The sequence below is a fragment of the Alkalicoccobacillus gibsonii genome (genome assembly GCF_016798245.1).
In the GTDB taxonomy this organism is placed as follows: Bacteria; Bacillota; Bacilli; order Bacillales; family Bacillaceae_D; genus Alkalicoccobacillus; species Alkalicoccobacillus gibsonii.
Genome location: NZ_JAEUZA010000003.1, coordinates 168,240 through 193,838, shown reverse-complemented (window position 1 = coordinate 193,838; position 25,599 = coordinate 168,240). Strand labels below are relative to the sequence as shown.

Below are 25,599 nucleotides of genomic sequence, written 5' to 3'. Positions count from 1 at the left end.
ATCTTTTACAATCTATACTTAATTAAGGAGGTGCATAATTCATGGTAAACAAGTCAGTCGCAATTATAGTTGGTGTATTTGTAACGGTTCTTTGGTCAAGCTCCTATATTGTGAACGCATGGGCTTTTGAGGAGAGAGTTGGTCCTTTGACACTTGCAGGGGCAAGATATGTAGTAGCAGCCATTGTGTTGACGGTAGTCGTACGTTCCATTCGGTTATTTGAGAATCGTGAGTATTACGTAAAGTCAACTTTGAACTGGAGAATCATTCTTTTACTCGGACTAACTGGTTATTTAATGGCACAAGGATTACAATACGCGGGTCAATTTTATATGACTCCTACTCAAACGTCTTTGTTATTAAGCATTGGCAACACATCCGCGGTACTTTTAGTTGATTATGTGTATACAAGAGAAAGCAGAAGTCGTTCGTCCATTTATGCACTCCTCGTATTATCTGTCGGAGTGCTCACTTACTTTTACCCATGGGAGCTTAAACAGATCTCATTTATCGGGATAACCCTTGTCCTATTTTCTTCTATTGGCTATGCGCTCAATCTTACAATCAATCGAAGTCTACTGCGCCACAAAGTCACTCGAACAGAAGATCTTATCATCTTCCCTATGCTTATTGGAGCTATGGGAATGTTAGGTGTTGGTCTTACAATGGAAGAGCTTCCTTCTCCTACACCAAAACTTGTTCTTCTCATTCTCTGGCTCGGTAGTGTAAATGGTGCTTTAGCCTTTTATCTTTGGACATGGACTCAGAGACATCTCAAGGCATTTGAAAGTAGCTTATTAAACAATTTAATGCTTATTGAAATCGCTCTATTGGATGTACTATTCCTACAACGTCAGTTAAGCTTACTGCAAGTGTTTGGTATCTTGTTTGTTGCAGCGTCTATTGCTTACGTCCAGATAAGTCCACTACTTAAAAAAAGGCGTGAATCCAAATTATGAGATGGATTCTCGCCTTTCTCTCTTAATTAAAGAAAGATAAAAATGGAAACGATAAAACTAATAATCATAATCGGTATAAAGATTAGCAACGCAGCGAGTATATACATCAAAAGCGCCATCCATGCAGAGAATCCGTGTGCCTCTCCAATTGATTTAAGAGAAATAATGAATGTCCATACAAATGCAATAACCTGTAAAACGATTAAAGCGGGAGTCATTCCACCAGCAATAAATGCTAATGTAGACATCTCTCTTGTTTCAATTAACAAGTTAACACTGTAGAAGAATTCTTCCCCACGTATAGCAAAATCAATAAGGCCAATGAAAACTGTTAATAAAGATGGAACCATTGACCCCCTGAGTGCTGCAACTCGAAGATCCGACGCATACCCACGCCCACCAAGCCATCTGCCAACGACTGCGTTAACCCAAGAAATGAAGTAAAGCATAAAAAGTCCTCCTGCAGCACCACCAAAAACAACAACCGAGGTAAGGCTGATTGGATTAAGGACTGGACTGTTTTGTTCATATCCAGTAAACGCCGTCAACATTCCAATTACTATACTTAGTAAAATAAAATACTTTTCTCGATCTGGCTTCTCTAATTCCTGTCTGATAACAGCCCTAGGTTTGAACCATATATGTAACCATGGATTTAATTTCTCTTCCATTCAAATTCCCCCTCTATAAAAACCACATATACCCTTTTTTATCATTATAAACCTAGACAATACATAATATTAGACCTTTTGTTTAACCTATTAGCAGGTGGTGATAGGTATGAAAGAATCTAAAAAAGATAGTAATCAAAAGCCAATAATCGTTGACCCGGTTGGACTTGATCAGGATGAACAAGAAATGAATGGTGATTACGGTATGCCGGAAACCGATTACGAAGATCAGCTTCATGATAAAAAAGAGTAATTGATTGGCACACAGGCTCTATGTCTGTGTGTTATTTATCTAAGCGATAAACCAATCTCACCATGTCCCTACACCAAATCCCATTCTCAACGATCTTCTCCGAATAGTTGCGTACAAAAAAGTCATGATCGATTCGATCTAATCTGAAACCACATTTTTGATAAAAAAGTAAAGCTTCTATACTTGAATTACCTGTTCCAACCTCTACGAAACGAGCGTTCATTTGACCTGCCTTCTCTATCGCAGATTGAATTAACAACGAACCAATCCCTTTTCCTTGGAGGTTTTCTTTTACAGATATGTTCTTGATCTCGTACGTTTCATCCTCTATGTAACATAGTACGATCACCCCAATAACTTCATCGTGCTCAATTGCTAAGAAACTTTCTCCCTTTTGAAGATATTCTTGTACAAGTTCTCTTGAAGGATCTGCTTCAAGTAATAAGTCCCACGGCAATTCATCATTAGCATCTAACGGTTTTATAAACATACACGCCTCCAACATATGGAATATCAATTCATTTTTTATTATATAATGATTTGTCATTACATTTGAAGAAAACTCCACAGATTTACATACCAATCTCAGGGTATTCTTGCGGTATGAACCAAGCTATGACGAGTCTTATTTATCAGATGTCAGCTTAATACCTACTTGACTTATAAGATATAAAGGTTTTATAATTTCTGTAAATTGATCTATGGTATTAGACACCTGAAGACGCCATCCATTTCGGGGATGGCGTCTTCTTTACTAATAAGGAGGGCATACGCATGAATTTTCACTGGTTTTTACCAACAGATGGAGATGGCCATTATTTAGGTACAGATCATCTCTCACGTGAAGGAAATATTTCATACTATACACAGATTGTCCAAGCGCTTGATCGTTTAGGTTTTGAAGGCGTTCTTGTTCCCACAGGAAAAACATGTGAGGATCCATGGGTCGTTGCCTCTGCTTTGACTCAAATGACAGAACGTTTAAAATTTTTAATCGCTATTAGACCTAGCATTATGTCTCCTACTGTAGCAGCTAGAATGGCTTCTGCTTTTCAGCGCTTATCGAACGGGCGACTTCTATTAAACGTCGTTACTGGCGGGGACTCCAAGCAATTAGCTGGAGATGGTGTCTACTTATCTAAGGAAGAACGATACGCTGCGACAGATGAATACTTAAGAGTGTTTAAAGACTTGATGAAAGGGGAAAAGGTTACATTTAATGGGAAACACATTCAGGTAACAGATGCTGAAGTTCTTTATCATTCATCTGATCAACCCATCCCCTTGTACTTCGGTGGTTCATCAGCGCCAGCACTTGATATTGCAGCCAAGCACATTGACCAATATCTAACATGGGGCGAGCCTCCTAACATGGCAAAAGAAAAAATTGATCAAGTTAAATCTTTAGCTACAGATCAAGGTAGAGAACTTGGTTATGGCATGAGAATACATATTATTGTCAGAGAGACGGACGAGGAAGCATGGGATGCTGCGGAGAAGCTATTAACCTATGTTTCTGAAGAACAGATTGCTAGTGCTAGAAAGGCATTTGGAGAAGCTGAATCTGAAGGACAAAGAAGAATGGCCAGCTTAACATCTAGTAAAGAGCTAGAGGTTAGCCCAAATTTATGGGCTGGGGTTGGTTTAGTTCGTGGGGGTGCGGGGACAGCATTGGTTGGAAGTCCTCAAACAGTAGCAGCTAGGCTCCGCGAATACGAGGAGCTAGGTATTACGTCTTTCATCATGTCAGGGTACCCTCATTTAGAGGAAGCGTATCGTGTAGCTGAGTTATTGTTCCCTATCCTCAAACCCGATGCGACTCATTCCAATCGTTCATCCAATCTATACGGAAAAGCCTATTCATCTTAAAACTAATCAGAAAGTAGGAAAAAGAATGAAGTCTCTACCACGTATTTTAGGGTTGCTTTCCTTAGTAGTATTAGCTAGCTGTGCTCCTGCTAATTCTGATCTATCATCAGGCTCCAACGATTCATCTGATTCAGATGTGACGATTAGTTTTATCCACTGGAGAGGCGAGGATAAAGAAGCCTTCGATTCTCTTATAAATGAGTTTGAAGACGCGAATCCAGGTATTTCTGTTGATATGAACATTTACCCATCTGATCAGTACCAATCTCAAGCACAGACACTGGTTCGAGACGGATCCACAGGTGATGTGTTCACTTCCTTCCCTGGTGCTCAATTTGATGCACTAAATAAGATTGGAGCATTTGCTGACTTGAGCGATGAGCCATTTTTAGATCATTTCGAGGACTCGTTAATTGAAGCAGGTCAAAAAGATGGCGTTCAGTATGCTCTTCCTTATCAGCTTGTTTTTAATCAGCCCGTTTACAACGTTGATATCTTTGAAGAACTAGGTTTAGACATTCCTCGGGACTGGGATTCGTTTTTAGAGGTGTGCCAAACACTTCTTGATAATGGATACATCCCTATTGCGTTTCCGGGTGCAGACATTGGTCCTGGCCAGCTAATGAACAGTATGGTAATGAACAACGCACCAGATGAAGATATTTTTGAGAAGCTTCAAGCAGGAGAGGTAAAAGCGACGGATGAATGGTGGGTGAAAACGCTCACTCAGTTTAAGGAACTTGAGGATTTAGGCTATTTCCAAGAGGATTCTCTAGGCACACAGCATCCAGCTGCCATCTCTCTCGTTGCTCAAGAAAAAGCAGCAATGCTTGCAACTGGCTCCTATGCAATGGCTGGTTTACTCGAACAAACTGAAGACTTGAACCTTCAGTTACTCGCACCTATTACGGTTGACGAGTCGGATGCGACATATGAAGGCATTCATACAACAACCTTTATGCTTGGTGTGAATAGTCAATCTGAGCATCCAGAGGAAGCAAAAGCGTTCATTGAGTTCTTATCAGAAAAAGGACCAGCAAGTGAATACGCAAATGCTACTGGTCAACATTTAACAGTTAAAGAGTTAGACTATGAAACAGATGAATTACGAGATACAGCTGATTGGATGGATAAAAACACTCGGTTCCAACCACGCTTTCTCATTACAAATGCCGATGTGGAACAGGCTTTAATTTCATCCATTCAGGATGTGATTGCTGGCACGGATCCAGAAGATGCGGCTGCTTCTGCACAAGGAATCATTGATCAACACATTGACTAAATCAGATGCATAAGGAGTTACTATGAGAAATAAGATGCTGCTCTTCTTTATGCTGCCTAGTCTGCTTATCTATGGCGTATTCAGCTTCTGGCCGACGCTGAATACGTTTTTCTATTCCTTTACAGACTGGGATGGCTTAACAAGCGAATATTCATTTGTCGGGTTTGATCACTATACTCGTTTAATTGGTTCAGATTCGATCTTTCACACAGCTATTACGAACAATATTAAGTTCATGCTTGTGGTTGTTATTTTTCAAACGTTATTTTCGTTGATCCTTTCTTTATTTTTAATCAAGAATAGTCCTGTTAATGTAGGGCTTCGCGCGTTATTCTTCTTTCCAACGATTTTATCCAGTGTGTCTGTTGCATTTATTTGGGCCTATATGTACGATCCATCTCTTGGACTACTCAATCAATTGTTTGATTCGATTGGTCTTGGTTCGTTCAAACAAAACTGGATAGGTGACCAGAATATTGCCATCTACTCTATTTCCATTACACAGGTCTGGTTTCACACGGGGCAAATGATTGTATTGTTTGTAGCGGGACTACACGCCATTCCTAAGGACCTATATGAGGTGGCTCGAATTGAGGGAGCTAGTCGTTGGCAATCGTTCCGTTTTGTCACATGGCCATTGCTTGCACCTGCCACAACGATTGTCATTGCTTTTACAACCGTCCAGACATTCAAAGCATTTGATTTAATCTATGCCATGACTCGTGGGGGTCCTAACTATTCAACCGAGATTCTAGCAACCTTCATCTACACGAGGGCCTTTAGAAGTTATGAGTTTGGGTATGCCTCTGCGGCAGCCGTTCTTCTTATGGCAATCAGTGCCCTTATCGCGTTTTTGCAATTTAGACTACTACGAACAGAGCGTTCATAAGGAGGCATTGGAATGAAAGGAATTCGTGGAATGATTCTAAGCGTTGCAGTGCTGATTATCCTTATTCCGTTAGCAGGTCTTTTACTCACAACCTTTAAGACCATGTCAGACATGTACGATGCACCTTTGGGTTTACCTGAAAGCTGGGCATTAACAAATTACATAACGATTATTCAAGAGAATGGGCTCCACTATTATTTTGCCAATAGTGTGATTGTCACGTCCTTCTCTGTTGCCCTTACGCTTCTGTTCGGTAGCCTGACTGCCTATGCCCTTGTCCGACTCAGACCACTGTGGTCAAGGATTGGCTTTAGTTTCTTTTTACTTGGTATGTTTGTTCCCGCTCAGGTAAACATGATTCCGTTATACGACCTGATGTACAAAACAGGGTTAACCAATTCACTGCTTGGTTTGATTGTGGTGAATATTGCGTCTACCATGCCAATTGCCGTATTGATCTTAACTGGGTTTATGCGTACAGTTCAAAAAGAGCTATTCGAAGCAGCAGCGATTGATGGCGCTTCTCACTTATTAACGTATGTACGTGTCGCACTCCCTTTGTCCAAGCCTTCACTTGCTGCAACGGGAACCTTTCTCATGGTTATGAGCTGGAATGATTTATTCTACCCACTTTTGTTTATAACCAGAAATGAATACAAAACCTTACCGCTGGCCCTTCTTGATTTCCAAGGTGAATATGCGACGAATTATCCGTTGTTATTCTCAGGAGTTGTGCTATCATCATTACCAATAGTCATTATGTACTTTTTATTCCAACGATACTTTATCGAGGGAATGGCCGCTGGTGGTGTAAAGGGATAAATAATTGGAGGTGTCTGATAATGTCAAAAGAACAGATGACTTGGAATGCCTCATTATATGATCACAGTCACTCATTTGTTTCGTCTTATGGTGAAGATCTAGTGACTTTACTTAGCCCCCAAAAAGATGAGGATATCTTGGATTTAGGTTGCGGGACTGGAGATTTATCAAATCAAATCCATCAATCGGGTGCGGATGTTGTTGGTGTCGATAAGTCTTCATCTATGATTGAAAAGGCACGTGCAAAGTACCCATCTCTTCCTTTTGATGTACAGGATGTCACTGAGTTGGATCACAACCATCGTTATGATGCAGTGTTCTCAAATGCTACTCTTCACTGGGTGCAACAACCTGAGTTGGCTCTGCAGAATCTATTTAAAAGTCTTAAACCAGGCGGGAGATTTGTTGCGGAATTCGGAGGGAAGAGTAATGTTCGTCAAATCACTGATGAATTGATGAAACAGCTTCAATCAGTCGGCATATCTCATGTTGAAGAACGCTTTCCATGGTATTACCCAAGTGTAGCGGAATACACAACCTTGATGGAGCGAGTAGGTTTTAGAGTGACACTGGCCATGCATTTTGATCGACCGACTCCTTTAATTGGAGAAGAAGGACTTAGAAACTGGATCAACATGTTTGGCGGGAGCTTTTTCGTTGGACTCTCTGCACAAAAGATAGAAGATGTTCTCTCTAAAACGGAAGAATCGCTTAGACCTACCCTTTACAAAGACGAGCAATGGACTGCCGATTACAAACGTATTCGAGTTGTTGGAATAAAGGAATAAAGAAAAGAAAGCCACTTCAAATGAGGTGGCTTTCTTATGATATGGCTTAATATTGAGAAGATTGTCCGCCATCAATGGCAATGACTTGTCCATTCACGAATTCTGCTTCTCCTGATAACAAGAATGCAACAACACGTGCCACTTCTTCTGGTTTTCCAAATCGTTTCTTCGGATTCACACTTACGAAGTCAGCCATCGCCTGCTCCCAATTGTCTCCACCGATTTGTTTGAATGATCCTTCTACCATCGCTGTAAGAATAACACCTGGAGCGATCGCATTAACACTAATTCCATACTGCCCATAGTCGATCGCAGCTGTTTTTGTTAATCCTGCAACGGCATGCTTACTTGCAACATAAGCTGCTTGATTAAGTACCGCACGAATTCCTCCAACAGAAGCAACGTTTAAGATCGAACCATATCCTTGTTCTTTCATAACTGGCAACACATATTTCATACCGTAGAAAACACCATTTATATTGATATCTGTTACTTTATTAAATACTTCACTATCATACTCTGCAACTGGCGCTTGTTTTCCTTCAATTCCCGCATTGTTATAAAATGCATCGATTTTTCCGAAGGTTTTCACTGTGCCATCTACATAATTCTTAACGGCTTCTTCATCCGCCACATCAGCTGTGATGAGTAATACTTCAGCAGCTGAATTCTCTTTAAGAATTTCCTGTTTAGCTGCCTCAAGCGAGTCCTGATTTACATCAACTAGTGAAAGCTTTGCGCCTTCTTTAGCTAATAACAATGCTGCAGAAAGACCTAAACCTGATCCTGCACCTGTGATAATAACCACTTTACCATCATAACGATTACTCATTTCGCTTCATCTTCTTTCTGTTTTTATTCATATCTATTATGACTTTATACCTAATTCAAATCAAGAATCCTGCTTAGGTTTTATTTATATCGGACTAATTATTCAGATTTTCAATCTTTTTATCCATCTACTTCTGAAAAGTAACCTTTGTAGGTCATTAGATTTCCAAGCAAACGGTTGGTTATCTTTACTTCAATTGTGAAGACCTGCAATTGATCATCGAATCCTTCTGCAACCTCAACATTGCCTTTAAACATAGATGGAATCGGGATTTCCATTTTTCCTACGATCAACTTTTGAGACCCTGATGATATACTTAGGCCTCCTTCTGACGTCACTGTGAATAAAAGATCTGAATAAAATAAGTGTGGCTCTCCCAGATAATCTTTCACAACCTTTCGCGCGGGATCAATGGTCATGAATGCATGAAATCGCCTCGTCACCTGAGGAAAATAAAACATACGCTCCCACTTTACTTCTTCCATCCCATCAGGTCTTTTGTATGCGACATTTTTGATTTCAAAAGGAATGTGCTTTCCACTCTCAGGAAAGATAAATTTCCACCTCGTTAACAGTAGAAGGAATGGATACATCCAGCGTCTTGCTCCACGAATGTCAGTCATTGTTCCTTTTCCTCTGAACTTCCCATCCCTTTGAAACGAATATCGTTCCTGTAATTTTGGATGTAGCCTTTCAAACGAATCCCCTAAAAGCTTCTGATAAATGGACATTTACTTGTTCCTCCTGCGTCTACACGAACTAGCAGAGGGAAGATCTTTAGATAGATAAAAGCCGACTACTGACAAAGTGAGCAAAGCTCCGTTAAATGTAACTGGATTAAACGGATCACCTAAGAACTGAGGAGCAACAATGATTGCTGATACCATCAGTAAAGGGAAGATTAGAATCTGAATAAAAAATAAGTGCCTCTTATTTTTGTAAAATAGCCACACTGCTGCTACGAAAATTTCGAGAAAGCCAACCAGACTCACAGCAAAACTAGCTGAGTCTCCACTGATTCCTAAAGCTCTATCAATCATCATGACTTCATCTGGATGCTTGAGAAGTACTTTAGGAATAAGCCCATGGTAAAGCCAAACGAAGCTGAATAGTAGAACCATACTCATACTTAAAAAGAAGCGTATAAACTGCCAATGTGGAGATTCCTGCTTCTCAATAGAGCGTTTTAACACATCAAAACTCAAAGCTGTAGCCCAACCGATTAACGGACGGAAGCATAGACGATCAACCAACCGACCCACAAAACCAAACCTCACATCATAATCATATTGAGTAAGAAATGTAGTGGTGTCCGCTAGTTGTTCATACTTCCAGTAGCCTCTTCCCTCGCGAATCAGGGAGATTTTTTGATCGGTTCCAAAACGTAAGGAGGACGTTCTTGATCCATCCTTTTTATGATCTCCTACGCTTTCTCCCCAACCAGCTATTCTTAGTCCAAGTCCAATGTTTGTTTGATATAAAAAGGACTGTGGTTCACCCTCTTCTTTAGGCAAGTAGGTAATGGAAGAAAACCGCAAATCCCATTGCTGATGACGCTCCGGCTCTTGAGTGACCTGCCATACTTGTTCTAGAGGAGCCTTAATTGGCAGTTCAACATAGATCGGTTTAGACTTCATTTGGAGTGAACTCCTTTTTGGTTTCATTTTACGTCATTTACATTGGTTATTAAAGGATACGTCATTTCATTGCAGCTAATTTGATCTGCTGAATTCGATCGTCACCATCATACACGAATTCCAGCCTCATATTTCGTTCTCTATCTACGTAAAAAATCCACCTAGCCATACAAGGCTCAAAATCATTTGCATAATTACTGCCGTAGAGCTCTTTCGCCTTATCTAAATCATCCCCTACTGCTACACCACGGCTCGTTTGTTCACCTACTTTATACACGCGTAATTCACTTATCTCATGCTTTCCATCTGTCGTGATCCAAGCTTCATTAAATTCAAGAAAAAGCGTCTCTTCGTCTACATGATCACCAAGTCGATATGTTCCAAGTTGTTGTTCTACTAGCTCATCAGAAAAAGGTTCAAACAACGGTATCCCAGATAAGGTTTCACCTTCTAAATCGGTTGTTTTTACAAAGTAATCATTCGTTGCAAAGACGTACCAACCGACAGGGACCAAGATAACCAATATACTTGGTAAAGCACATAAAAATGCGATCATTTTCGAACGTTTCCATAGGACGACTCCTAGTACAAGCGGAATCATAATGATTAATAGAAATAGAGCCGCAAAACCAATCATATAACTGAACACTCCCTTATAACACCTAGTAAAACTAGGTATAATGATAAAAAAAGGGCCTATATAGAATGCACGACCCCAATGCGCACAGCCAGTTGATTCATAGGATAAAATGCGATGGTTGCAAAGATACAGGCAACTAGAAAGGATGGATTTAATAAAGGTGAAAACCAAGTATGAATGGTTTCAGAAAACAAAACGGCTGACATTAAAAGATAATTTGGAAGTAAAGCAATAAACAAGTATTGACGGTTTTTCCCACGTCCTTTGAAACCATAAGAATACCCATGTTTAAAATACATCCAAACTTGTAAGCAGCAATAAGCTAGTAAGATCGCCCATTTCCATTGTATTAGCTGCTCCCAAAGTCCAGTAGTTACAGCCGTGAATCCAGTTGTGTAGAAAAATGTGAGCAGGGCTCCTATTGCAAAGATGAAATAATTAATTGAAATCATACCTTTTAAGAAGTCTATACTAGAGGAGTTTTGATGATATGACAGAGCCACTTCTTTAGGGTTACCGAATTCTACTAAGACCTGTTTCTCGGCAGATTGCTCGGGAATTCCTGCCAGCATCAGTTCATGCTGCTTCGCTTCCATAGCTGCCTTGTATTCATGTAGTATCTCTTCCTTATTTGGATGATCAGTCAGCTCCAAGCGTAATTCATTAAGATAGGATGGAATGTTCATAATGGCTTCTCCAAAAATCGATTGACCATTTTCACAAATGAATTCCATTCCTTAGTCTTTACTGATAGAACAGATCTACCTTCATCTGTTATCGCATAGTATTTGCGTGCCGGGCCCCTGTCCTGCTCCTTCCAGTACGATTTAATACATGCTTTTTCCTCAAGCTTATGCAAAGCCGGATAGAGTGTCCCTTCTTTCACTTCAAGAGTCTCTTCACTTTGTTTTTTCATTTCTTTTACAAGCTGGTATCCATACATATCTTCTTTGTCTAGAAGCTGAAGAACAAGCAAAGACGTACTTCCTTTTAATAATTCTCGATTAAACATGAGATCACCTACCTAGAATTAATGGGTATAATAAGTGTAAACAATTGGAAAGCACAAAGCAAGCAAAATAAAAAACATCCGGCTTCACGCCTAGATGTTCATTTTTTTCTTGATGCAATCACAATTCCTACAACAATAGCTACAATAAAGACTAAGGCAAGTACGCCCCCAAGTAAAATCATCGTGTTAAGCATAATGGACATAGCCCCTCTCCTTAGTAAGCTGCTTTACGAGTACGAAATCGATTTGAAATAAAGAAAGCCACAACTGCAGCTGCTAACGAAAACCAAAATGGGACGCTAACCATTCCAAATTCAACTGTAGACGCTCCACTCATAAAGGTATGTGGGGGAGTGTACATCCATGTCACAAGCAATCCAGACACCACTTGAAAAATGATAAATAACGTGCAAAAGCTCAGTACAAATACAATCAATTTCTTCATAACGACCCCTCCTCACCCATCATTTACGCTAGTAATTTAAAAAGGTTTCAAAAAAAGATGAGCTCACTTTGAGTAAGCTCACCTTTGTCAGTTACTTAATATCCATTTACAAATCCATCAATGTAGCTAGTGTGATCAAGAATCATGTAGTCCCCGCCCGCACGATTTACTTCTACGATGACATCTCTTGGCTCGTTAAGACTGATGTTCTGATCATAAATGGTATCAAGTGAGTCGATAAATGCATCTGCTACTTCATCACCTGATGAGTCTTCCGTAATCTCGCCATTCATCATTTTTTCCGTGAGCACAAGGTCAAGCTCGCGACTTAGATCGATCTGACTCAGACCCTGAATGCTCACGGTTACATGAAACGTATCTTCAGCTATAGCTTTTGAATCAAGAATCATATATTCAGATTTTGAATAACCTGAGAGCATAGCTTCTGAAAGCTCCATCAGCTTCTCATCTTCTACTCCGAACTCTTCCATATCAACAGCCAACGCCATTGCATACAATTCTACGAAGGATTGCTGCTCTGCGTCTCCTGCTTCACGCTTCTCTTCTTCGGATCCAGTTGGTGCGCGCTCCACATATTCGTCGACGTTTTGATAAATAGTAGCCTGAATGACTGCATCAACATAATCAAAGGCTTCCTGTTCAAATTGTTCCTGTTCGTCAAATGAGAGGTTTCCAACAGCCATTTCATCCTGGTCAGGCTTATCAATCGTTACGTCCTCATTTGCATTAGCCAATAAATAGGTTCCATCAAAATCGTAATCATTCTCAAAACCATTCACATCAATTGTAAAGGAAGAGCGAATTTCATACCCTTTGATCATGCTTGTGTCTTTATCAATATCAAAGGAAAGAGAAAAGGAGCTTATCTCTGGCTCGTTTACTGTACTTTCTTCCAAGTCAGTGTCAGTAATTTGAGCTGAATACGCGATAAAGGAATCAGCAAATCCCTCAACAAGCGCTTTTTGACTTTCTTCTTCTCCAATGTAAGTCAGTACATAGAAGTCTTCACGCTCACTAAGTTCAAAAAGATCGAAGAATGCGTCATCAAACTGTTGATAATAAGCTAATGGGTTTTGATGCTCCTCTGTCTTTTTGTCAATATATCGTTCTCTCAGCTGCTCCTCCTTATTGGTTAATTGAATATACTCATTTAAAATCATTGTTTCGTCTGAGTCTTTATAAATCTTTTCATTAATTAGTTCATTTTCATAATAAACAACCCCGTCATCAAATTGATACGATAACGTTGCATTCTCCGTTTGATCAAACTGATTTCGTTCCTTCATAGATACCTCTAACGATTGAATATCCTCATGCGCCTGTTTGGCATCCTCTAAAATAGATGCAGCTGTCACCTCTTCATTTCCTGTTGGGTCCTCTGCCTCTGCCTGATTTCCTATTGAATTCTGACTACACGCAACCATTAAGCTTGCACAAACCATTACTCCTACAATCATTCGCTTCATCCTGCTGCCTCCCAAACCGTTCGTCAATTTTACTTAATTTACAACGTTTTATACCCTTTCCTTCTTTTTCTAATCTGCTTATTGGGGAAAAACAAAAAAAAGACGAAATCTTTAAAAGATCTCGCCTTACAACGCTGTTTGACCAATTAGTTTTGATTGAATGATATAACGATCAGGGGCACTACCTAAAAACTCGAATGGATAACACGTCGTCAGTGTCAGCGTGGGCGCGTCCTTATCAACAATCACGGTCCGATCATCTGCATCTGTAATCCATATCTTAGATATCTCATATTCATACCGCTGTTCTTCGTATTCAAGGTACAATACATCTCCCTCGTCAAGTGTGCCTAATTCGGAAAATACTGTGTCACGATGTCCACTTAATACGGTATGACGTTTTTCATCTGGTGTTGTCGTCCATTGACTGACGTACATCCCGACCCCTTGTTTTAAGGTCGCATCATCTGCGCCCCAATACGTTTTGTATGATTTCTCAATCTTCGGTATGATCAGTCGTGACATTTCCGATCCAACATCAAATAATTCGATTTCATCACTCATAATAGGATCCGTTGTTGGCTCCTCTTCCGTTTCTATTACATCATTTTCTACAGTTACCGTCTTGGCATCTTCTATCTGCTTTAATTCTTCCTGACTGACTGATTCTGCTGCCTGCGTTCCATTTATCCATTGAAAACCAAAGTATCCTGTCATCGTTAAACCAATGATAATTAATGCACTGTACACGACTCTCAAGCGCTTCACCTCTACCTTTATCGATCATTCTTTCAGGTGCCTATCTTTAGTATAGGGGCTTTTCCTATTTTTCTAAAGGATGAATTCCATTTATCTCTAATTGCTTAATTTAAGGGGCAAATGACACTACATAGTCTTCTTAGATAAATGATGTTGACTCTAGCTCGCGGAACCCCTACGCTTCGAATAAAGTAAGCGCTTTACTAAAAGGAGTTGATTGTTTGATTCAAGTTGCTGTTATTGGAACGGGTGCCATCAGTCCTGCTCATATTAATGCCTATCAAGCGTTTCCTGACCTTTGTAGAGTCACCGTGTTAAGTGATTTAGACCTACCTAAAGCACAAGAAAAAATAGACATGTATGGTCTGACTTATGCTGTAGCAAAAGATGTTGAAGCGATCTGTCTCGACCCTGATATTGACCTTGTTTCAATCTGTACTCCGCCCTCCACTCATGCACCTCTCGCTGTAAGACTACTAGAATCTGGGAAGCATGTGTTGATTGAAAAACCGATGGCTTCATCACTAGAAGAATGCGACCGTATTTTAAGTGCAGCGAGGAAACATGACCGTATCGTTTCCATTATTGCTCAAAATCGTTTTCTTACACCCATGATGAAGGTTAAACACCTTTTAGAGGAAAAGAAAATTGGAAAGGTACTTCATAGCCAAGTAGATTCCTATTGGTGGCGCGGTCACTGCTATTATGATCTTTGGTGGCGAGGGACGTGGACGAACGAAGGCGGAGGCTGTACATTGAATCACGCGGTACATCATATCGATCTTCTGCAATGGATGAACGGAATGCCTAAAGAAGTAACTGCTATCATGAGCAACACTGCCCATGATAATGCTGAGATTGAGGACCTCTCCGTTGCCCTGCTTAAATATGAAGATGGCTCTATCGCTCAAGTAACAAGCTCAGTTGTCCATCATGGAGAGGAACAACAGCTTGTGTTCCAAGGAGAAAAAGCTCGTATCTCCGTCCCTTGGCGTATCCATGCGTCCTCTTCTAGTTCAAATGGTTTCCCAGTCAAAGATTCAAAAACAGAACAAGAGATTACGGCTTTTTATGATGAATTACCAGAACTAGAGTACACCGCTCACAGCGGACAGATTCATCAAGTTCTACTCGCGATTAAAGAGAATACACCCGTCTTAGTTGATGGTGATCAAGGAAGGAATACACTCGAACTGATCACAGCTATCTATAAATCTGCGAGTGAGAAAAAGACCGTTACACTCCCCTTGCAGCCGAGTGACTCCTTTTATACAAAAGAAAGCATCCTAGAAAACACAACCTATTTCTACGAGAAAACAAACAGTGTTGATCACTTTGATACAGAAGACATAACGACTGGGAGTGAGTATGACGTAAAATAAGTGGGTCCCATGTGGCTGGGTTTGATATGATGGAATAAATTCCATTTAAAGGAGAACGAATCATGCCCAGTCATGCTCAACAAATAGCCATATCATTTATCGATCAAGTCTTTCCATCCTGTCAATTCGCTTTACTTGCCGGCAGTGCTTCTAGAGGCGAGGAGACCCCCACATCAGATTTAGATCTTGTCTTATTCGACGAACAGCTGCCTCCCTATAGAGAGAGCTTTATATACGAGGGGACGCGTGTTGAAGCCTTTATACATAATCAAAACACCTACATGGAAGAGTTCAATCGAGAAAAAGAGATCGGGCGTCCCATTTTAGGAAACATGATACTTGAAGGTATGTTACTAAAAGAACATGAATCATATTTTTCTATTTTAGAAGCAGCAAAAAAGCATGTCTCAGAAGGACCTATTCCTCTAAACGCAGCGTACATTCAGGCCTCAAGATATTTTATAGGGGACTTGGTCGATGATTTTTCTGATGCGAAACATAAACAGGAGGCTCTTATCACTTTGAATCAACTATCACTTGAGTTACCTGATTTTATCTTACGTCTAAACAATCAATGGTCAGGCAGAGGAAAAGGACTAACAAGAGCCTTTTATACCTATGACCAAAAGCTAGCAGATGCATTTTTTGAATCGTTAGAAGCTTTTTATCGGGACGAAAACAAAGAACCATTTCTTCAATTTACCACCGAAATCTATAAGCCTCTTGGGGGATTTCTATTTGATGGCTTCTCAATGGGTAAAAATTCATAATATAAATAACATATTGACAACCACTACGTATAAAACGTATAGTAAATCTATTAACTGAATAATGTAATTGTTTCTTATCCAGAGAGGTGGAGGGAATGGCCCTTTGAAACCTCGGCAACAGACTTAATTCAAGAACTGTGCCAATTCCTGTAGTTGCGATACTACAAAGATAAGAAGAGCAGTCGATTAATAGATACTCGAACCCCTCTTCTTATAGCCGAAGAGGGGTTTTTTAGTAGAAAAAATAGAGAGAATTGGAGAGAGACACTCATGACAAACGCACCGTTCAAAGCAGATCACGTAGGAAGTTTATTACGCCCAGAAAGCATTCATCAAGCGAGAAAAGATTTCAAAGAGGGTACTATCACAGCACAAGAGCTATATGACATTGAGACAACTGAAATTAAAAGAGTGGTTGATAAACAAATAGAAGTGGGTCTTGAAGCCGTTACAGATGGGGAGTTCAGACGCAGATTCTGGCACACCGATTTCCTAGAGCACTTAACAGGTGTAGAGGGCTATGTTCCGGAGCACGGGTATAAGTTTAAAGGAGAAGAAACGGAAGCATACGATGTACGTTCAACAGGAAAAATTTCGTTTAACCAAGACCATCCTCACGTTAAAGAATTTATCGAGTTTAAAGAGATTGTTGGCGATCGTGCCGTAGCAAAGCAGACAATTCCAAGTCCCAATCAACTATTTAATGCAGGCATCCGTAACGTGGAGATCTATCCAAACCTTGATGACTTCACAAATGATGTCATTCAAACATACCGTGACGCGGTTCAAGCTTTTTATGATGCAGGCTGCCGTTACCTTCAACTAGATGATGTGTATATTGCCGGCTTAAACTCAGAGCATATCCCGTTTAATGACAGTGGTCTAAATCGCCAGGAGCTAATTGATTTAGCATTACATGTCATTAACAGCGTCCTAGCAGATAAGCCAGAAGATTTAGTGATCACAACACATCTGTGCCGCGGAAATTATCGTTCAAACTGGGCATTCGAAGGCAGCTACGCGAAGATTGCTCCAACCTTATTTGCAAAGGAAAAAGTAGACGGCTTCTTTTTAGAATACGATGATGATCGCTCAGGTGATTTTGAGCCATTAGAACACATTCCAAACGGCGGTCCACAAGTGGTACTTGGCTTATTCACATCAAAGCATGGCCAGCTTGAAGACAAAGAAACGATCAAGGCACGTCTAGAAGAAGCTACACAATTTGTATCTGCTGACCAGATTTGCCTAAGCCCACAATGCGGCTTTGCCTCCACCCACCACGGAAACATTTTGACAGAAGACGAGCAGTGGAAAAAGTTAAAATATGTTGTAGACCTTTCTAAAGAACTTTTAGGATAAGGATGCATTGGAAGACACCTACTTTTGCAGAGTTAGGTGTCTTCTTTTTTTGGAGGGGGTTTGGCCCAATTGAAGAACCATTTGAATCCAATAAGGACAAGAGAATAAATGAGTGTCTCACTGAGTATTTGGTTAAGGTTTAAGCTGTCCCCACTCCACCATGATCTGATCAATTTGTACGTTCCATAAATGAGATATAGTGTTAGGAACATTCTTAAATAACGGTTCTTGAGGAGCTTCACAGGTAGCACTCCTCCTTTTTATGGAAATTTTATATATTGAATTTAACATACTGGAAATGATTTACTAACGGTTCTGCGATCTTAATTAAACGTTTGTTTAGCTTGGTTTAGAGGCTGTTGTTCTTGGTAAAGCGTCCCTCCAATCGAAAAAACGTCGGATCCTTTTGGATCCGACGTTTTATTGTTGATTCTGTGGTCTCTTTGTTGATTCTGCGGTCTCTTCGTTGATTCCAGCTTCTCTTCGTTGATTCTGCGGACTCTTCGTTGATTCCTCTACCTCTTTGTTGATTCCGCTCTCTCTTCGTTGATTTCTGCTTCTCTTTGTTGATTCTGCTCTCTCTTTGTTGATTCTGCTCTCTCTTCGTTGATTCCGCTCTCTCTTCGTTGATTCCTACTTCTCTTCGTTGATTTCTGCTTCTCTTTGTTGATTCCGCTCTCTCTTTATTGATTCCGCTCTCTCTTTGTTGATTCCAGCTTCTCTTCGTTGATTCCGAGTACTCTACATCAATTCCGCGCTGCTTCTTTGTCGTTTCCATCAATCTCCCACTTCATTCCTTCACTCTCAACAGCCTTAACCCATTTGCTGTCACTAAAAGTGTCGCTCCGACATCAGCAAGGATCGCAATCCAGAGGGTGAGCCAGCCGGGTACAACGAGCATGAGCGCGAGCAACTTGATTCCGAGAGAAAAAGTAATGTTCTGTTTGATGATAGCGAGCGCACGTCGACTGAGCTTAACCGTGTAAGGTAATTTCTTTAAGTCATCTCCCATCAGCGCAATGTCTGCCGTTTCAAGCGCTGTATCAGTTCCGGCTCCACCCATCGCAATGCCAACAGTTGATGCAGCAAGGGCTGGGGCATCATTGACTCCATCGCCGATCATCGCTACTTTTCCAAATTCTGCTTGAAGCTGCTTCACTTGGGTGAGCTTATCCTCAGGCATCAGTTCAGCACGTACGTTGGTGATTCCGATATCCTTTGCAATGGCATGAGCGGTTCCCTTATTATCTCCTGTCAGCATGATCGTTCTGCGGATTCCATTTTCATGAAGCGCTGAGATCACATTACGACTAGACTCTCGGACTTCGTCTGCCACTGCAATGAGTGCGAGGATCGACTTTTCCGTCCCCACCACCATAACGGTTTTCCCTTGCTCTTGTAAGGGTTGAATCCGCTCCATATGGTCAGCGACTCGGTCCTCAAATAAACCGGGACTTCCCACATAATAAGTGACTCCTCCAACAATTCCTTTTAATCCTTTACCCGTAATTGACGTAAAATCAGTCACTTTAAGGCTCCGGTCAAGAGCTTGCTCTTCCTCTGCTTTTCGCACAATGGCCGATGCGAGTGGGTGCTGTGAGTTTGATTCAAGCGCCGCAACAATTGCTAGTAACTCACTTCGGTTCACATCACTTACTTCAACAAAATCTGTGACAACAGGTACACCTTTTGTTAATGTACCTGTTTTATCAAAGGCAATCGCTTTAAGCGCACCAATTTCCTCTAAGTACACGCCACCCTTAATCAAAACGCCATGTTTCGCTGCGTTTCCAATCGCCGTTACGATCGCAACAGGTGTAGAAATAACAAGAGCACACGGGCACCCAACGACTAGGACGGCGAGACCTTGATAGATCCACGTCTGCCATTCTCCACCCATAAAAAGTGGTGGAAGGACAGCCACTAGGAAGGCAATCACAATGATAGCCGGTGTGTAGTATTTAGCAAACGTATCGACAAATGCTTGAGAAGGTGCTCTCTCTGCCTGTGCATCCTCCACAAGCTGAATCACTTTAGAGAGGGTTGTGTCTTTAACCTGTTTCGTTACACGAACCTCGAGCAATCCTTCTTCGTTTAAAGTGCCTGCGAACACTTCATCCTCTATACGCTTCTCAACAGGAATGGATTCCCCTGTAATGGCTGATTGGTTAACAGATGAGTGACCAGATACGACCACTCCATCCATTGCAAGCTTTTGTCCAGGCTTTACAATCATGACGTCGCCAATCTGTATGTCTTCTACGTTAACCGTCATCTCTTGGCCATGCCGTTTAATCAATGCTTCTTTTGGAGCAATATCCATTAGTGAGCGAATGGATTGTCTGGCGCGGTCCATTGAGAATCGCTCAAGTGCTTCGCTGATCGCAAACAAGATCACAACGATAGCTCCTTCTGTCCATTCCCCAATGATCGCCGCACCAATGACTGCGATAGTCATTAATGTTCGCATATCAAACTGAAGGCGCGTTAAGTTTAGAAGACCTTGCTTAAATAGCGAGTACCCTCCAATCACCATGGATGTGGCAAAGGCGAGAACTGTTACAAGATTATTTTCTCCGTTTACTCCGTAAGATAGAAAACCAAACAAAAGAAACAAAAGTGAACCAATCACAGTCATATGCTTTTGGATGAAGGAAGAAGGTTCTTGTTCATCAGTTGACTCGGAAGCTGTCCGTTCATGCTCAGGTCGTACTTTTAACTTTTCAAAAGCCCCAGCTTGTTCTAGCTCTGTCACATTAGTCGAACCGTAAACAGTTATTTTCGAGGCACCGAAATTAACCTTCGCATCCGTCACACCGTCTAGCTTCTTCACATTTTTCTCAAAGGTCCCAGCACAGCCTGCACACGAGAACCCTTCAACCCGGTACACGTTTGATTCTGTATGCTCACTCATCGTTACACCTCCTGACTATGTTGAACTGCCATCATCACTAGCTGGCGAACATGCTCATCATCCAACGAGTAATAGACCATTTTTCCTTCCTTACGACTTTTTGCAATACGCAAGTTGCGTAAGTGTCTTAGATGATGCGAAGTGGACGCCGTGGTCATTCCAATAATATTGGCCACATCACATACACAAAGCTCTTCTTCTTGAAGCAACGCAAAAGCAATTTTTAATCGAGTGACATCCGATAGTGCTTTGAATACATCAGCTACCGGTACAAAGTCGACTTTTTGAACTAAGCCTGTCACTCGTTGAACCTTTTCCTCTTCAAAACATACAACATCACAAGTATCTTGGTTTTCTTTAACGGATGTCATTACGCACACCTCATTCAAATGTCTATTTGATTATTATACTATTCTCATCTTCAGTAAATGTCAATCAATTAAACAAATGATCGTTTGAATGTTCACTAAAAAAATAGCCCTCACTGTTTTGTGAGAGCTCCTTACAAATTATTTGCTGCTTGGAAAGAGAGTATACGACCACGAATACAAAAAGTCAGCGACAAAAACAATCCCCCAGATTGTTCCAACGGCAAACATCGCATCATTTTGATACGGAGAATTTCTGAAATCCCCGTCCTCGATCCATGATAAGTCTGAAGCATAGCTGATCATTTCATCTAAATCACTTGTCCCCCAAGACCATAGCAGATACTGTCCAGCAAAAAAGACTATAAGGTGGATAGTAGATGACAGTCGATACTTCTTTGCTTTATATTTAGGATCTTTTGTACGTTCAATCATTCTGTAATCTTTGTCCGTTAATAACTCGACTCCTCGAAGCTTTCCAATCTTACTCCTCATCCAGCGATCCAACCTGATAAAGTCAAAGATCCCAAAGGTACAGGCATATAGAACAAATAATGTAATGATAATGAGAAAGGTTGAGATCTCCCCTGTCTGTTGGTAAACGTATAGACCAAGCAGAGCTTCAAGTACTAGAAGAAGGAGAAATAACCCTATAAATAAATAACTTGTTCTGCCCTGGATAAACCAATACCGCGATATCCCAAACAGAAGCAGAGCAAGTACGGACATCACTTCAGCAGCAATAAACAGTTCCCAGTTGTATTCTAATAGAAGATCCATAGTCTCGTGCTCTCCCTAAAGTTTATTCATTACTTGATTTAACCAATTAAGGTCGGCCTCTAAATGAAGCAACGCACCTGTCACCAACAAATAGTTCCGCTCTTCCCCAGAAAAAAGGAGATCGGTCTTTTGTTTGGTTAGCTCCATCACTTCTTTCACAATGAGCGTTTTCTGTTGTGTAAGCATTTGTTTCTCATGGGGAAATTGAACCTTTCTGGCACAGCTCCATTTGAAAAAGAAATCATCCTTTGTGGATGGATAAGCAACTGGTTCTAATAACCAATTTGTAAGCTCCTGCTCTCCTTTAGGTTCGATCGTGAAGAGCTTCCTGTCTTGGTCATCGATTTCAGGCGAAGATACAAGCTCATCTCTCATTAAACGATCCAATGTTGTATAAATCTGGCCAGGATTAATCTTTCCTTTTGACCAGAGGATTGAATCCAGCTCTATTTTCAACTCATACCCATGATGTCTTTTTAGACTAAGTAACGTTAGGATTCCAAATTTGACTGACATATTTGCCTCAACCTTCTCTTATTGACGATTGGATATCTAGCCTCGTCGCACTTCGACTAGCATACCACGCTGCAAGCAGACTCAAAAGGATACCTGCTACAACAGTCAATATGATCGTATCAAAAGGGAGTTGAAATGTCATAAAACCGTCCATCCAAGCTGACTTGCTCATAAAATAAATGAGAAGGATACCAAATACGATTCCCCCTGCTATTCCAGAAACACCGACTAAGATTCCTTCGATGATTAACATGCTCGATACCTGTTGATTCGTAAAGCCAATCGCTCTCATGGTGGCGATTTCTTTAGTTCTCTCCAACGCATTCATTAACAGAGTATTGGCGGTTCCTACACTTGCTAGTGCAATGACCGTGAACATTAAGATCAGCATTAAATCACCCATCCCAGTGATCGCTGATGTAGTGGATCGGATTTTATCGACAACTGTTTCAATTTTTGAGATATGACCTCCATCCATTTCCCACATCTGATCACGTATATCATTGGCACTTCCACCCTCAATCGTCACCATTAGATCCTTAGAACCAGTCCATCCGAAATCATGATGCAGCCCTGTATCAAGCATAAACGCAACATACCCCGAGTAATGTGAGGTCTGCACCACATCAACCACTACTAATTCTTGTTCTCCATCAACGGTTCTCATTAGAATGGAATCGCCAATCTCACCACCCCACTCATTAAAAGCTCTCTCCCCTAAAGCGATGGACAAACCCTCATATAGTTTCTTCGTTGTTTCTGGTTGATGATGAAAAAGAGGAGTTTGTTGCTCATTAACACCAATTACTGAGAACTGCCTTTCTTCACCCTCATTCGTCAACCATGTAATAGGTGTCGCTTCCTTTAGTGGTTCTACCTTCGTAACTGAATCAAGGTCCCTTATCTCTTGTATTTGTTCCTCGGTCCAAGATGACTCAGAGGTTACCCGTATATCGCCACCAAATGTAGCTCGAATGTCTTCTTCGTATTGATCCGGAGCCGAATTAACAGCTGCTGCTAGCAAAAGGATGACAGCCACTCCAACAGCGAGAATGCTTGCTGTGTTTGCATTTCGACCGAGCTGTTGTATTAGATTCATTCGAGCAAGTCTACCTGGATACGTACGCAAAAAAGAACTCGCTACATAATAAATTCCACGAAGAATCAAGGGAAAGAGCAAAACAAGACCAATGAGTACACTTATATACGTTAGAGGATGATCAATCCATACCAGACCGATTAAAACGATCCCCACCACCGGCCTAATCCATTTGCTTAAATAGCCTGCCTCCTTCAATTGATTTCCTTCTTTTAACGAAAGGAGAATCGAGGTTTTCCCTGCCAAATAAATAGGAAAAAAGGAGAACACAGCTGGAAAGGTCATTCCAATGATTCCTGCAATCATGGCGGGGCCAACCCAGTTAAGCTCATACACCATATCAAATGCAAACACGCCGAGTATTGCTTGCATAAATAGATCTCCAAGGAACACACCAAGTGGGACCCCTACTAGAACACTAATGATGGATAAAAGGAAAAGCTCACTCAAGACCAGTTTTGAAACAGACCATTGTTCATAGCCCAAACTCTTCATGATCGCAAATTCTTTTTTACGTTCCATCACACTTGTGTAAATCATATTAAAAATGATAAAGCCACTAATAAAAATCGCTAATGCAGCAATTAAGTAGAAAAACGTATATAACCCTTCAATATCATTACTTTGACGGTCATCTGCTACAACCGGTTGGATGTACGCCTGACTGCCTGACAGAGTCTCTTCCATCTCTTGATACCAGGTTGCACCATCCGCTTGTTCTGTTGTCTGAACTCTTACGTAGGATACTTCGTCTTCAAGTCCAAACTGTTGTTGAACAACGTCTAGTGGAGCCATCACTCGAAAGCTACTCGATTCAGCCGCATCCCATGATTCTGGACTTGAAAGAAGCTGGGTATACTCAACGATGGCTGATATCGGTAACTCTCCCATCCCTTCAAAGGTTACCGTTTCTCCTACTGTTTTATCTAGCAATTCAGCCACGCTTTCCGGAAGCACAACCCCTTCATTATCTAAGCTACCCTCAATAATAGGCATCATTAAAAGCGGACTCGCCTGATCACTCACCCCTGTCACTCTAACGGAACGTTCACTTTTAGAACGCGATTCGTCTAGTACCAAATAATCCTGCTTATCCAATGCAGTTAGCGTATGAGCAACAGCTGGATACGCTTCCAACTCTCTGACCGCGTCTTCCTGTAACGTATGATCATCACTTAGAATCCAATAGTCTGCATTTCCTACATACATCTCTTCATAGTAAGTGAATACATCTTTCGTTGTCCGATCCGACACAAGCATCGCCGTTAAAAAAGCCACTCCGAGCACCATAGCGATTAATGTAATAAAGACCTTCTTTTTCTGAGAGGTAAGATTACGCCATGAAATGAGCCAAGTACTCAGCATAGTGTTCATCCTCTCTTCGAATCTCCTGATCAACCAATCCATCTTTGAAAAGGATAATCCGATCTGCAAAGCCCGCTGCAAAAATATCATGCGTCACCATTACAATGGTTTGCCCTTCTTTGCGGTGAAACCCTGCTAATAAATGTAAAATCTCTTCAGCTTTTTCTCGATCCAAGTTTCCTGTCGGTTCATCTGCAAGTAATACAGCTGGTTGATTCGCAATCGCTCTCGCCACAGCGACTCGTTGTTGCTGTCCTCCACTAAGCACATTCGCTTTTTTATCACCGTATCCATCAAGTCCAACTGCTTGAATAAGCTGGTTCACGCGCTCTTCATCCTGTTTTGACACTTTCCGATCTGCATGAATAGGAAACGAAACGTTTTCCTTAACCGTTAATGTAGGGAGCAGTTGATAATTTTGAAAAACAAATCCCATATGCTTTCTCCGGAAGATCGTCCGCTCTTTTTCGCTCATTTTATGTAGCAGTTGGTCATTTATCTGAATGTCCCCAGACGTCGGTAGATCGAGTCCACCTACTAATTGAAGAAGTGTGCTTTTCCCCGATCCACTCGGCCCCATAATTGCTACGAATTCTCCTTCTTTAATTGTTAAATCGATTCCCTTTAATACCTTTGTTTGCTCTTGACCTTGTTTAAACGACTTTGTCAAACCTTTCATTTGTATCATAGCTATTCCT

General features: G+C 41.0%; 28 protein-coding genes and 1 riboswitch. Of the genes, 10 read left to right on the top strand and 18 right to left on the bottom strand.

What is annotated here, in order from left to right; genetic code table 11:
- Positions 1 to 41: 41 nt before the first annotated feature.
- Positions 42 to 959, top strand: a complete 918-nt coding sequence (locus JNO66_RS12605; RefSeq protein ID WP_203088647.1) for a DMT family transporter — start codon at positions 42 to 44, stop codon at positions 957 to 959.
- A 26-nt stretch (positions 960 to 985) separates the two neighbouring features.
- Here JNO66_RS12605 and JNO66_RS12600 read toward each other — a convergent pair whose 3' ends face one another.
- Positions 986 to 1,630: a YIP1 family protein gene (locus JNO66_RS12600; RefSeq protein ID WP_203088646.1), complete on the bottom strand. Its 645-nt coding sequence runs from the start codon at positions 1,628 to 1,630 to the stop codon at positions 986 to 988.
- A 109-nt stretch (positions 1,631 to 1,739) separates the two neighbouring features.
- Here JNO66_RS12600 and JNO66_RS12595 point away from each other — a divergent pair, with 109 nt between their 5' ends.
- On the top strand, positions 1,740 to 1,883 hold the full coding sequence (locus JNO66_RS12595; protein WP_203088645.1) for a DUF4021 domain-containing protein: 144 nt from the start codon (positions 1,740 to 1,742) through the stop codon (positions 1,881 to 1,883).
- A 31-nt stretch (positions 1,884 to 1,914) separates the two neighbouring features.
- Here JNO66_RS12595 and JNO66_RS12590 read toward each other — a convergent pair whose 3' ends face one another.
- On the bottom strand, positions 1,915 to 2,373 hold the full coding sequence (locus JNO66_RS12590) for a GNAT family N-acetyltransferase (RefSeq protein ID WP_203088644.1): 459 nt from the start codon (positions 2,371 to 2,373) through the stop codon (positions 1,915 to 1,917).
- Between the two features lie 284 nt (positions 2,374 to 2,657).
- Here JNO66_RS12590 and ssuD point away from each other — a divergent pair, with 284 nt between their 5' ends.
- From ssuD to JNO66_RS12565, 5 genes are read left to right on the top strand one after another with little or no spacing between them, the layout of a single operon-like run.
- Positions 2,658 to 3,752, top strand: coding sequence for an FMNH2-dependent alkanesulfonate monooxygenase (ssuD, locus tag JNO66_RS12585; protein WP_203088643.1), 1,095 nt, complete (start codon positions 2,658 to 2,660; stop codon positions 3,750 to 3,752).
- Positions 3,753 to 3,777: 25 nt separating this feature from the next.
- Positions 3,778 to 5,034: an ABC transporter substrate-binding protein gene (locus tag JNO66_RS12580; protein WP_203088642.1), complete on the top strand. Its 1,257-nt coding sequence runs from the start codon at positions 3,778 to 3,780 to the stop codon at positions 5,032 to 5,034.
- Between the two features lie 22 nt (positions 5,035 to 5,056).
- Positions 5,057 to 5,923, top strand: a complete 867-nt coding sequence (locus JNO66_RS12575; RefSeq protein ID WP_203088641.1) for a carbohydrate ABC transporter permease — start codon at positions 5,057 to 5,059, stop codon at positions 5,921 to 5,923.
- A 12-nt stretch (positions 5,924 to 5,935) separates the two neighbouring features.
- The gene (locus tag JNO66_RS12570) at positions 5,936 to 6,745 is read left to right on the top strand and encodes a carbohydrate ABC transporter permease (protein ID WP_203088640.1); all 810 of its coding nucleotides are present in this window, start codon (positions 5,936 to 5,938) and stop codon (positions 6,743 to 6,745) included.
- Positions 6,746 to 6,765: 20 nt separating this feature from the next.
- Complete coding sequence (locus tag JNO66_RS12565) at positions 6,766 to 7,533, top strand: class I SAM-dependent methyltransferase (protein ID WP_203088639.1); 768 nt, start codon at positions 6,766 to 6,768, stop codon at positions 7,531 to 7,533.
- Between the two features lie 46 nt (positions 7,534 to 7,579).
- Here JNO66_RS12565 and JNO66_RS12560 read toward each other — a convergent pair whose 3' ends face one another.
- The 9 genes from JNO66_RS12560 to JNO66_RS12520 form a co-directional block, all read right to left on the bottom strand.
- A complete protein-coding gene (locus tag JNO66_RS12560; protein WP_203088638.1) occupies positions 7,580 to 8,365 on the bottom strand; it encodes a glucose 1-dehydrogenase in 786 nt (261 codons plus the stop codon).
- A 119-nt stretch (positions 8,366 to 8,484) separates the two neighbouring features.
- On the bottom strand, positions 8,485 to 9,096 hold the full coding sequence (locus JNO66_RS12555; RefSeq protein ID WP_203088637.1) for a DUF4166 domain-containing protein: 612 nt from the start codon (positions 9,094 to 9,096) through the stop codon (positions 8,485 to 8,487).
- Complete coding sequence (locus tag JNO66_RS12550; RefSeq protein WP_203088636.1) at positions 9,097 to 10,002, bottom strand: DoxX-like family protein; 906 nt, start codon at positions 10,000 to 10,002, stop codon at positions 9,097 to 9,099. It abuts the gene before it with no gap.
- Positions 10,003 to 10,063: 61 nt separating this feature from the next.
- Positions 10,064 to 10,639 (bottom strand): hypothetical protein, encoded by a 576-nt coding sequence (locus tag JNO66_RS12545; protein ID WP_203088635.1) that lies wholly within the window; start codon positions 10,637 to 10,639, stop codon positions 10,064 to 10,066.
- A 59-nt stretch (positions 10,640 to 10,698) separates the two neighbouring features.
- On the bottom strand, positions 10,699 to 11,376 hold the full coding sequence (locus JNO66_RS12540) for a permease prefix domain 1-containing protein (RefSeq protein ID WP_210340869.1): 678 nt from the start codon (positions 11,374 to 11,376) through the stop codon (positions 10,699 to 10,701).
- Positions 11,325 to 11,654 (bottom strand): PadR family transcriptional regulator, encoded by a 330-nt coding sequence (locus JNO66_RS12535; protein ID WP_203088633.1) that lies wholly within the window; start codon positions 11,652 to 11,654, stop codon positions 11,325 to 11,327. Before JNO66_RS12535 ends, JNO66_RS12540 begins: the two co-directional genes overlap by 52 nt.
- A 214-nt stretch (positions 11,655 to 11,868) precedes the next feature.
- Positions 11,869 to 12,099: a hypothetical protein gene (locus JNO66_RS12530; protein ID WP_203088632.1), complete on the bottom strand. Its 231-nt coding sequence runs from the start codon at positions 12,097 to 12,099 to the stop codon at positions 11,869 to 11,871.
- A 95-nt stretch (positions 12,100 to 12,194) separates the two neighbouring features.
- Positions 12,195 to 13,586 carry a DUF6612 family protein gene (locus tag JNO66_RS12525; RefSeq protein ID WP_203088631.1) on the bottom strand — a complete coding sequence of 464 codons (1,392 nt, stop codon included), beginning with the start codon at positions 13,584 to 13,586 and terminating at the stop codon, positions 12,195 to 12,197.
- 126 nt (positions 13,587 to 13,712) lie between these two features.
- Positions 13,713 to 14,345 carry a class D sortase gene (locus tag JNO66_RS12520; RefSeq protein WP_373367175.1) on the bottom strand — a complete coding sequence of 211 codons (633 nt, stop codon included), beginning with the start codon at positions 14,343 to 14,345 and terminating at the stop codon, positions 13,713 to 13,715.
- Between the two features lie 221 nt (positions 14,346 to 14,566).
- Between JNO66_RS12520 and JNO66_RS12515 the strand changes: the two genes are divergently transcribed.
- The 3 genes from JNO66_RS12515 (at position 14,567) to JNO66_RS12505 (ending at position 17,859) form a co-directional block, all read left to right on the top strand.
- Positions 14,567 to 15,727, top strand: a complete 1,161-nt coding sequence (locus JNO66_RS12515; RefSeq protein WP_203088630.1) for a Gfo/Idh/MocA family protein — start codon at positions 14,567 to 14,569, stop codon at positions 15,725 to 15,727.
- Positions 15,728 to 15,789: 62 nt separating this feature from the next.
- Complete coding sequence (locus JNO66_RS12510; RefSeq protein WP_203088629.1) at positions 15,790 to 16,497, top strand: nucleotidyltransferase domain-containing protein; 708 nt, start codon at positions 15,790 to 15,792, stop codon at positions 16,495 to 16,497.
- 71 nt (positions 16,498 to 16,568) lie between these two features.
- A riboswitch (SAM riboswitch) is annotated at positions 16,569 to 16,673 on the top strand.
- A 94-nt stretch (positions 16,674 to 16,767) separates the two neighbouring features.
- Positions 16,768 to 17,859: a 5-methyltetrahydropteroyltriglutamate--homocysteine S-methyltransferase gene (locus JNO66_RS12505; RefSeq protein ID WP_203088628.1), complete on the top strand. Its 1,092-nt coding sequence runs from the start codon at positions 16,768 to 16,770 to the stop codon at positions 17,857 to 17,859.
- A gap of 349 nt (positions 17,860 to 18,208) precedes the next feature.
- On the opposite strand, the gene JNO66_RS12500 is transcribed toward JNO66_RS12505, so the two are convergent.
- The 7 genes from JNO66_RS12500 to JNO66_RS12470 form a co-directional block, all read right to left on the bottom strand.
- Complete coding sequence (locus JNO66_RS12500) at positions 18,209 to 18,637, bottom strand: hypothetical protein (protein ID WP_203088627.1); 429 nt, start codon at positions 18,635 to 18,637, stop codon at positions 18,209 to 18,211.
- 12 nt (positions 18,638 to 18,649) lie between these two features.
- Positions 18,650 to 20,773: a heavy metal translocating P-type ATPase gene (locus JNO66_RS12495; protein ID WP_203088626.1), complete on the bottom strand. Its 2,124-nt coding sequence runs from the start codon at positions 20,771 to 20,773 to the stop codon at positions 18,650 to 18,652.
- 2 nt (positions 20,774 to 20,775) lie between these two features.
- The gene (locus tag JNO66_RS12490) at positions 20,776 to 21,144 is read right to left on the bottom strand and encodes an ArsR/SmtB family transcription factor (protein WP_203088625.1); all 369 of its coding nucleotides are present in this window, start codon (positions 21,142 to 21,144) and stop codon (positions 20,776 to 20,778) included.
- A gap of 138 nt (positions 21,145 to 21,282) precedes the next feature.
- Entirely contained in the window at positions 21,283 to 21,921 is a 639-nt protein-coding gene (locus tag JNO66_RS12485) for a hypothetical protein (protein WP_203088624.1), read from the bottom strand.
- A gap of 15 nt (positions 21,922 to 21,936) precedes the next feature.
- Entirely contained in the window at positions 21,937 to 22,437 is a 501-nt protein-coding gene (locus tag JNO66_RS12480; protein ID WP_203088623.1) for a PadR family transcriptional regulator, read from the bottom strand.
- 7 nt (positions 22,438 to 22,444) lie between these two features.
- Positions 22,445 to 24,910, bottom strand: coding sequence for an FtsX-like permease family protein (locus JNO66_RS12475; RefSeq protein WP_307730735.1), 2,466 nt, complete (start codon positions 24,908 to 24,910; stop codon positions 22,445 to 22,447).
- A complete protein-coding gene (locus JNO66_RS12470; RefSeq protein ID WP_203088621.1) occupies positions 24,870 to 25,589 on the bottom strand; it encodes an ABC transporter ATP-binding protein in 720 nt (239 codons plus the stop codon). The genes JNO66_RS12475 and JNO66_RS12470 overlap by 41 nt, the downstream gene beginning before the upstream one ends.
- Positions 25,590 to 25,599 lie beyond the last annotated feature (10 nt).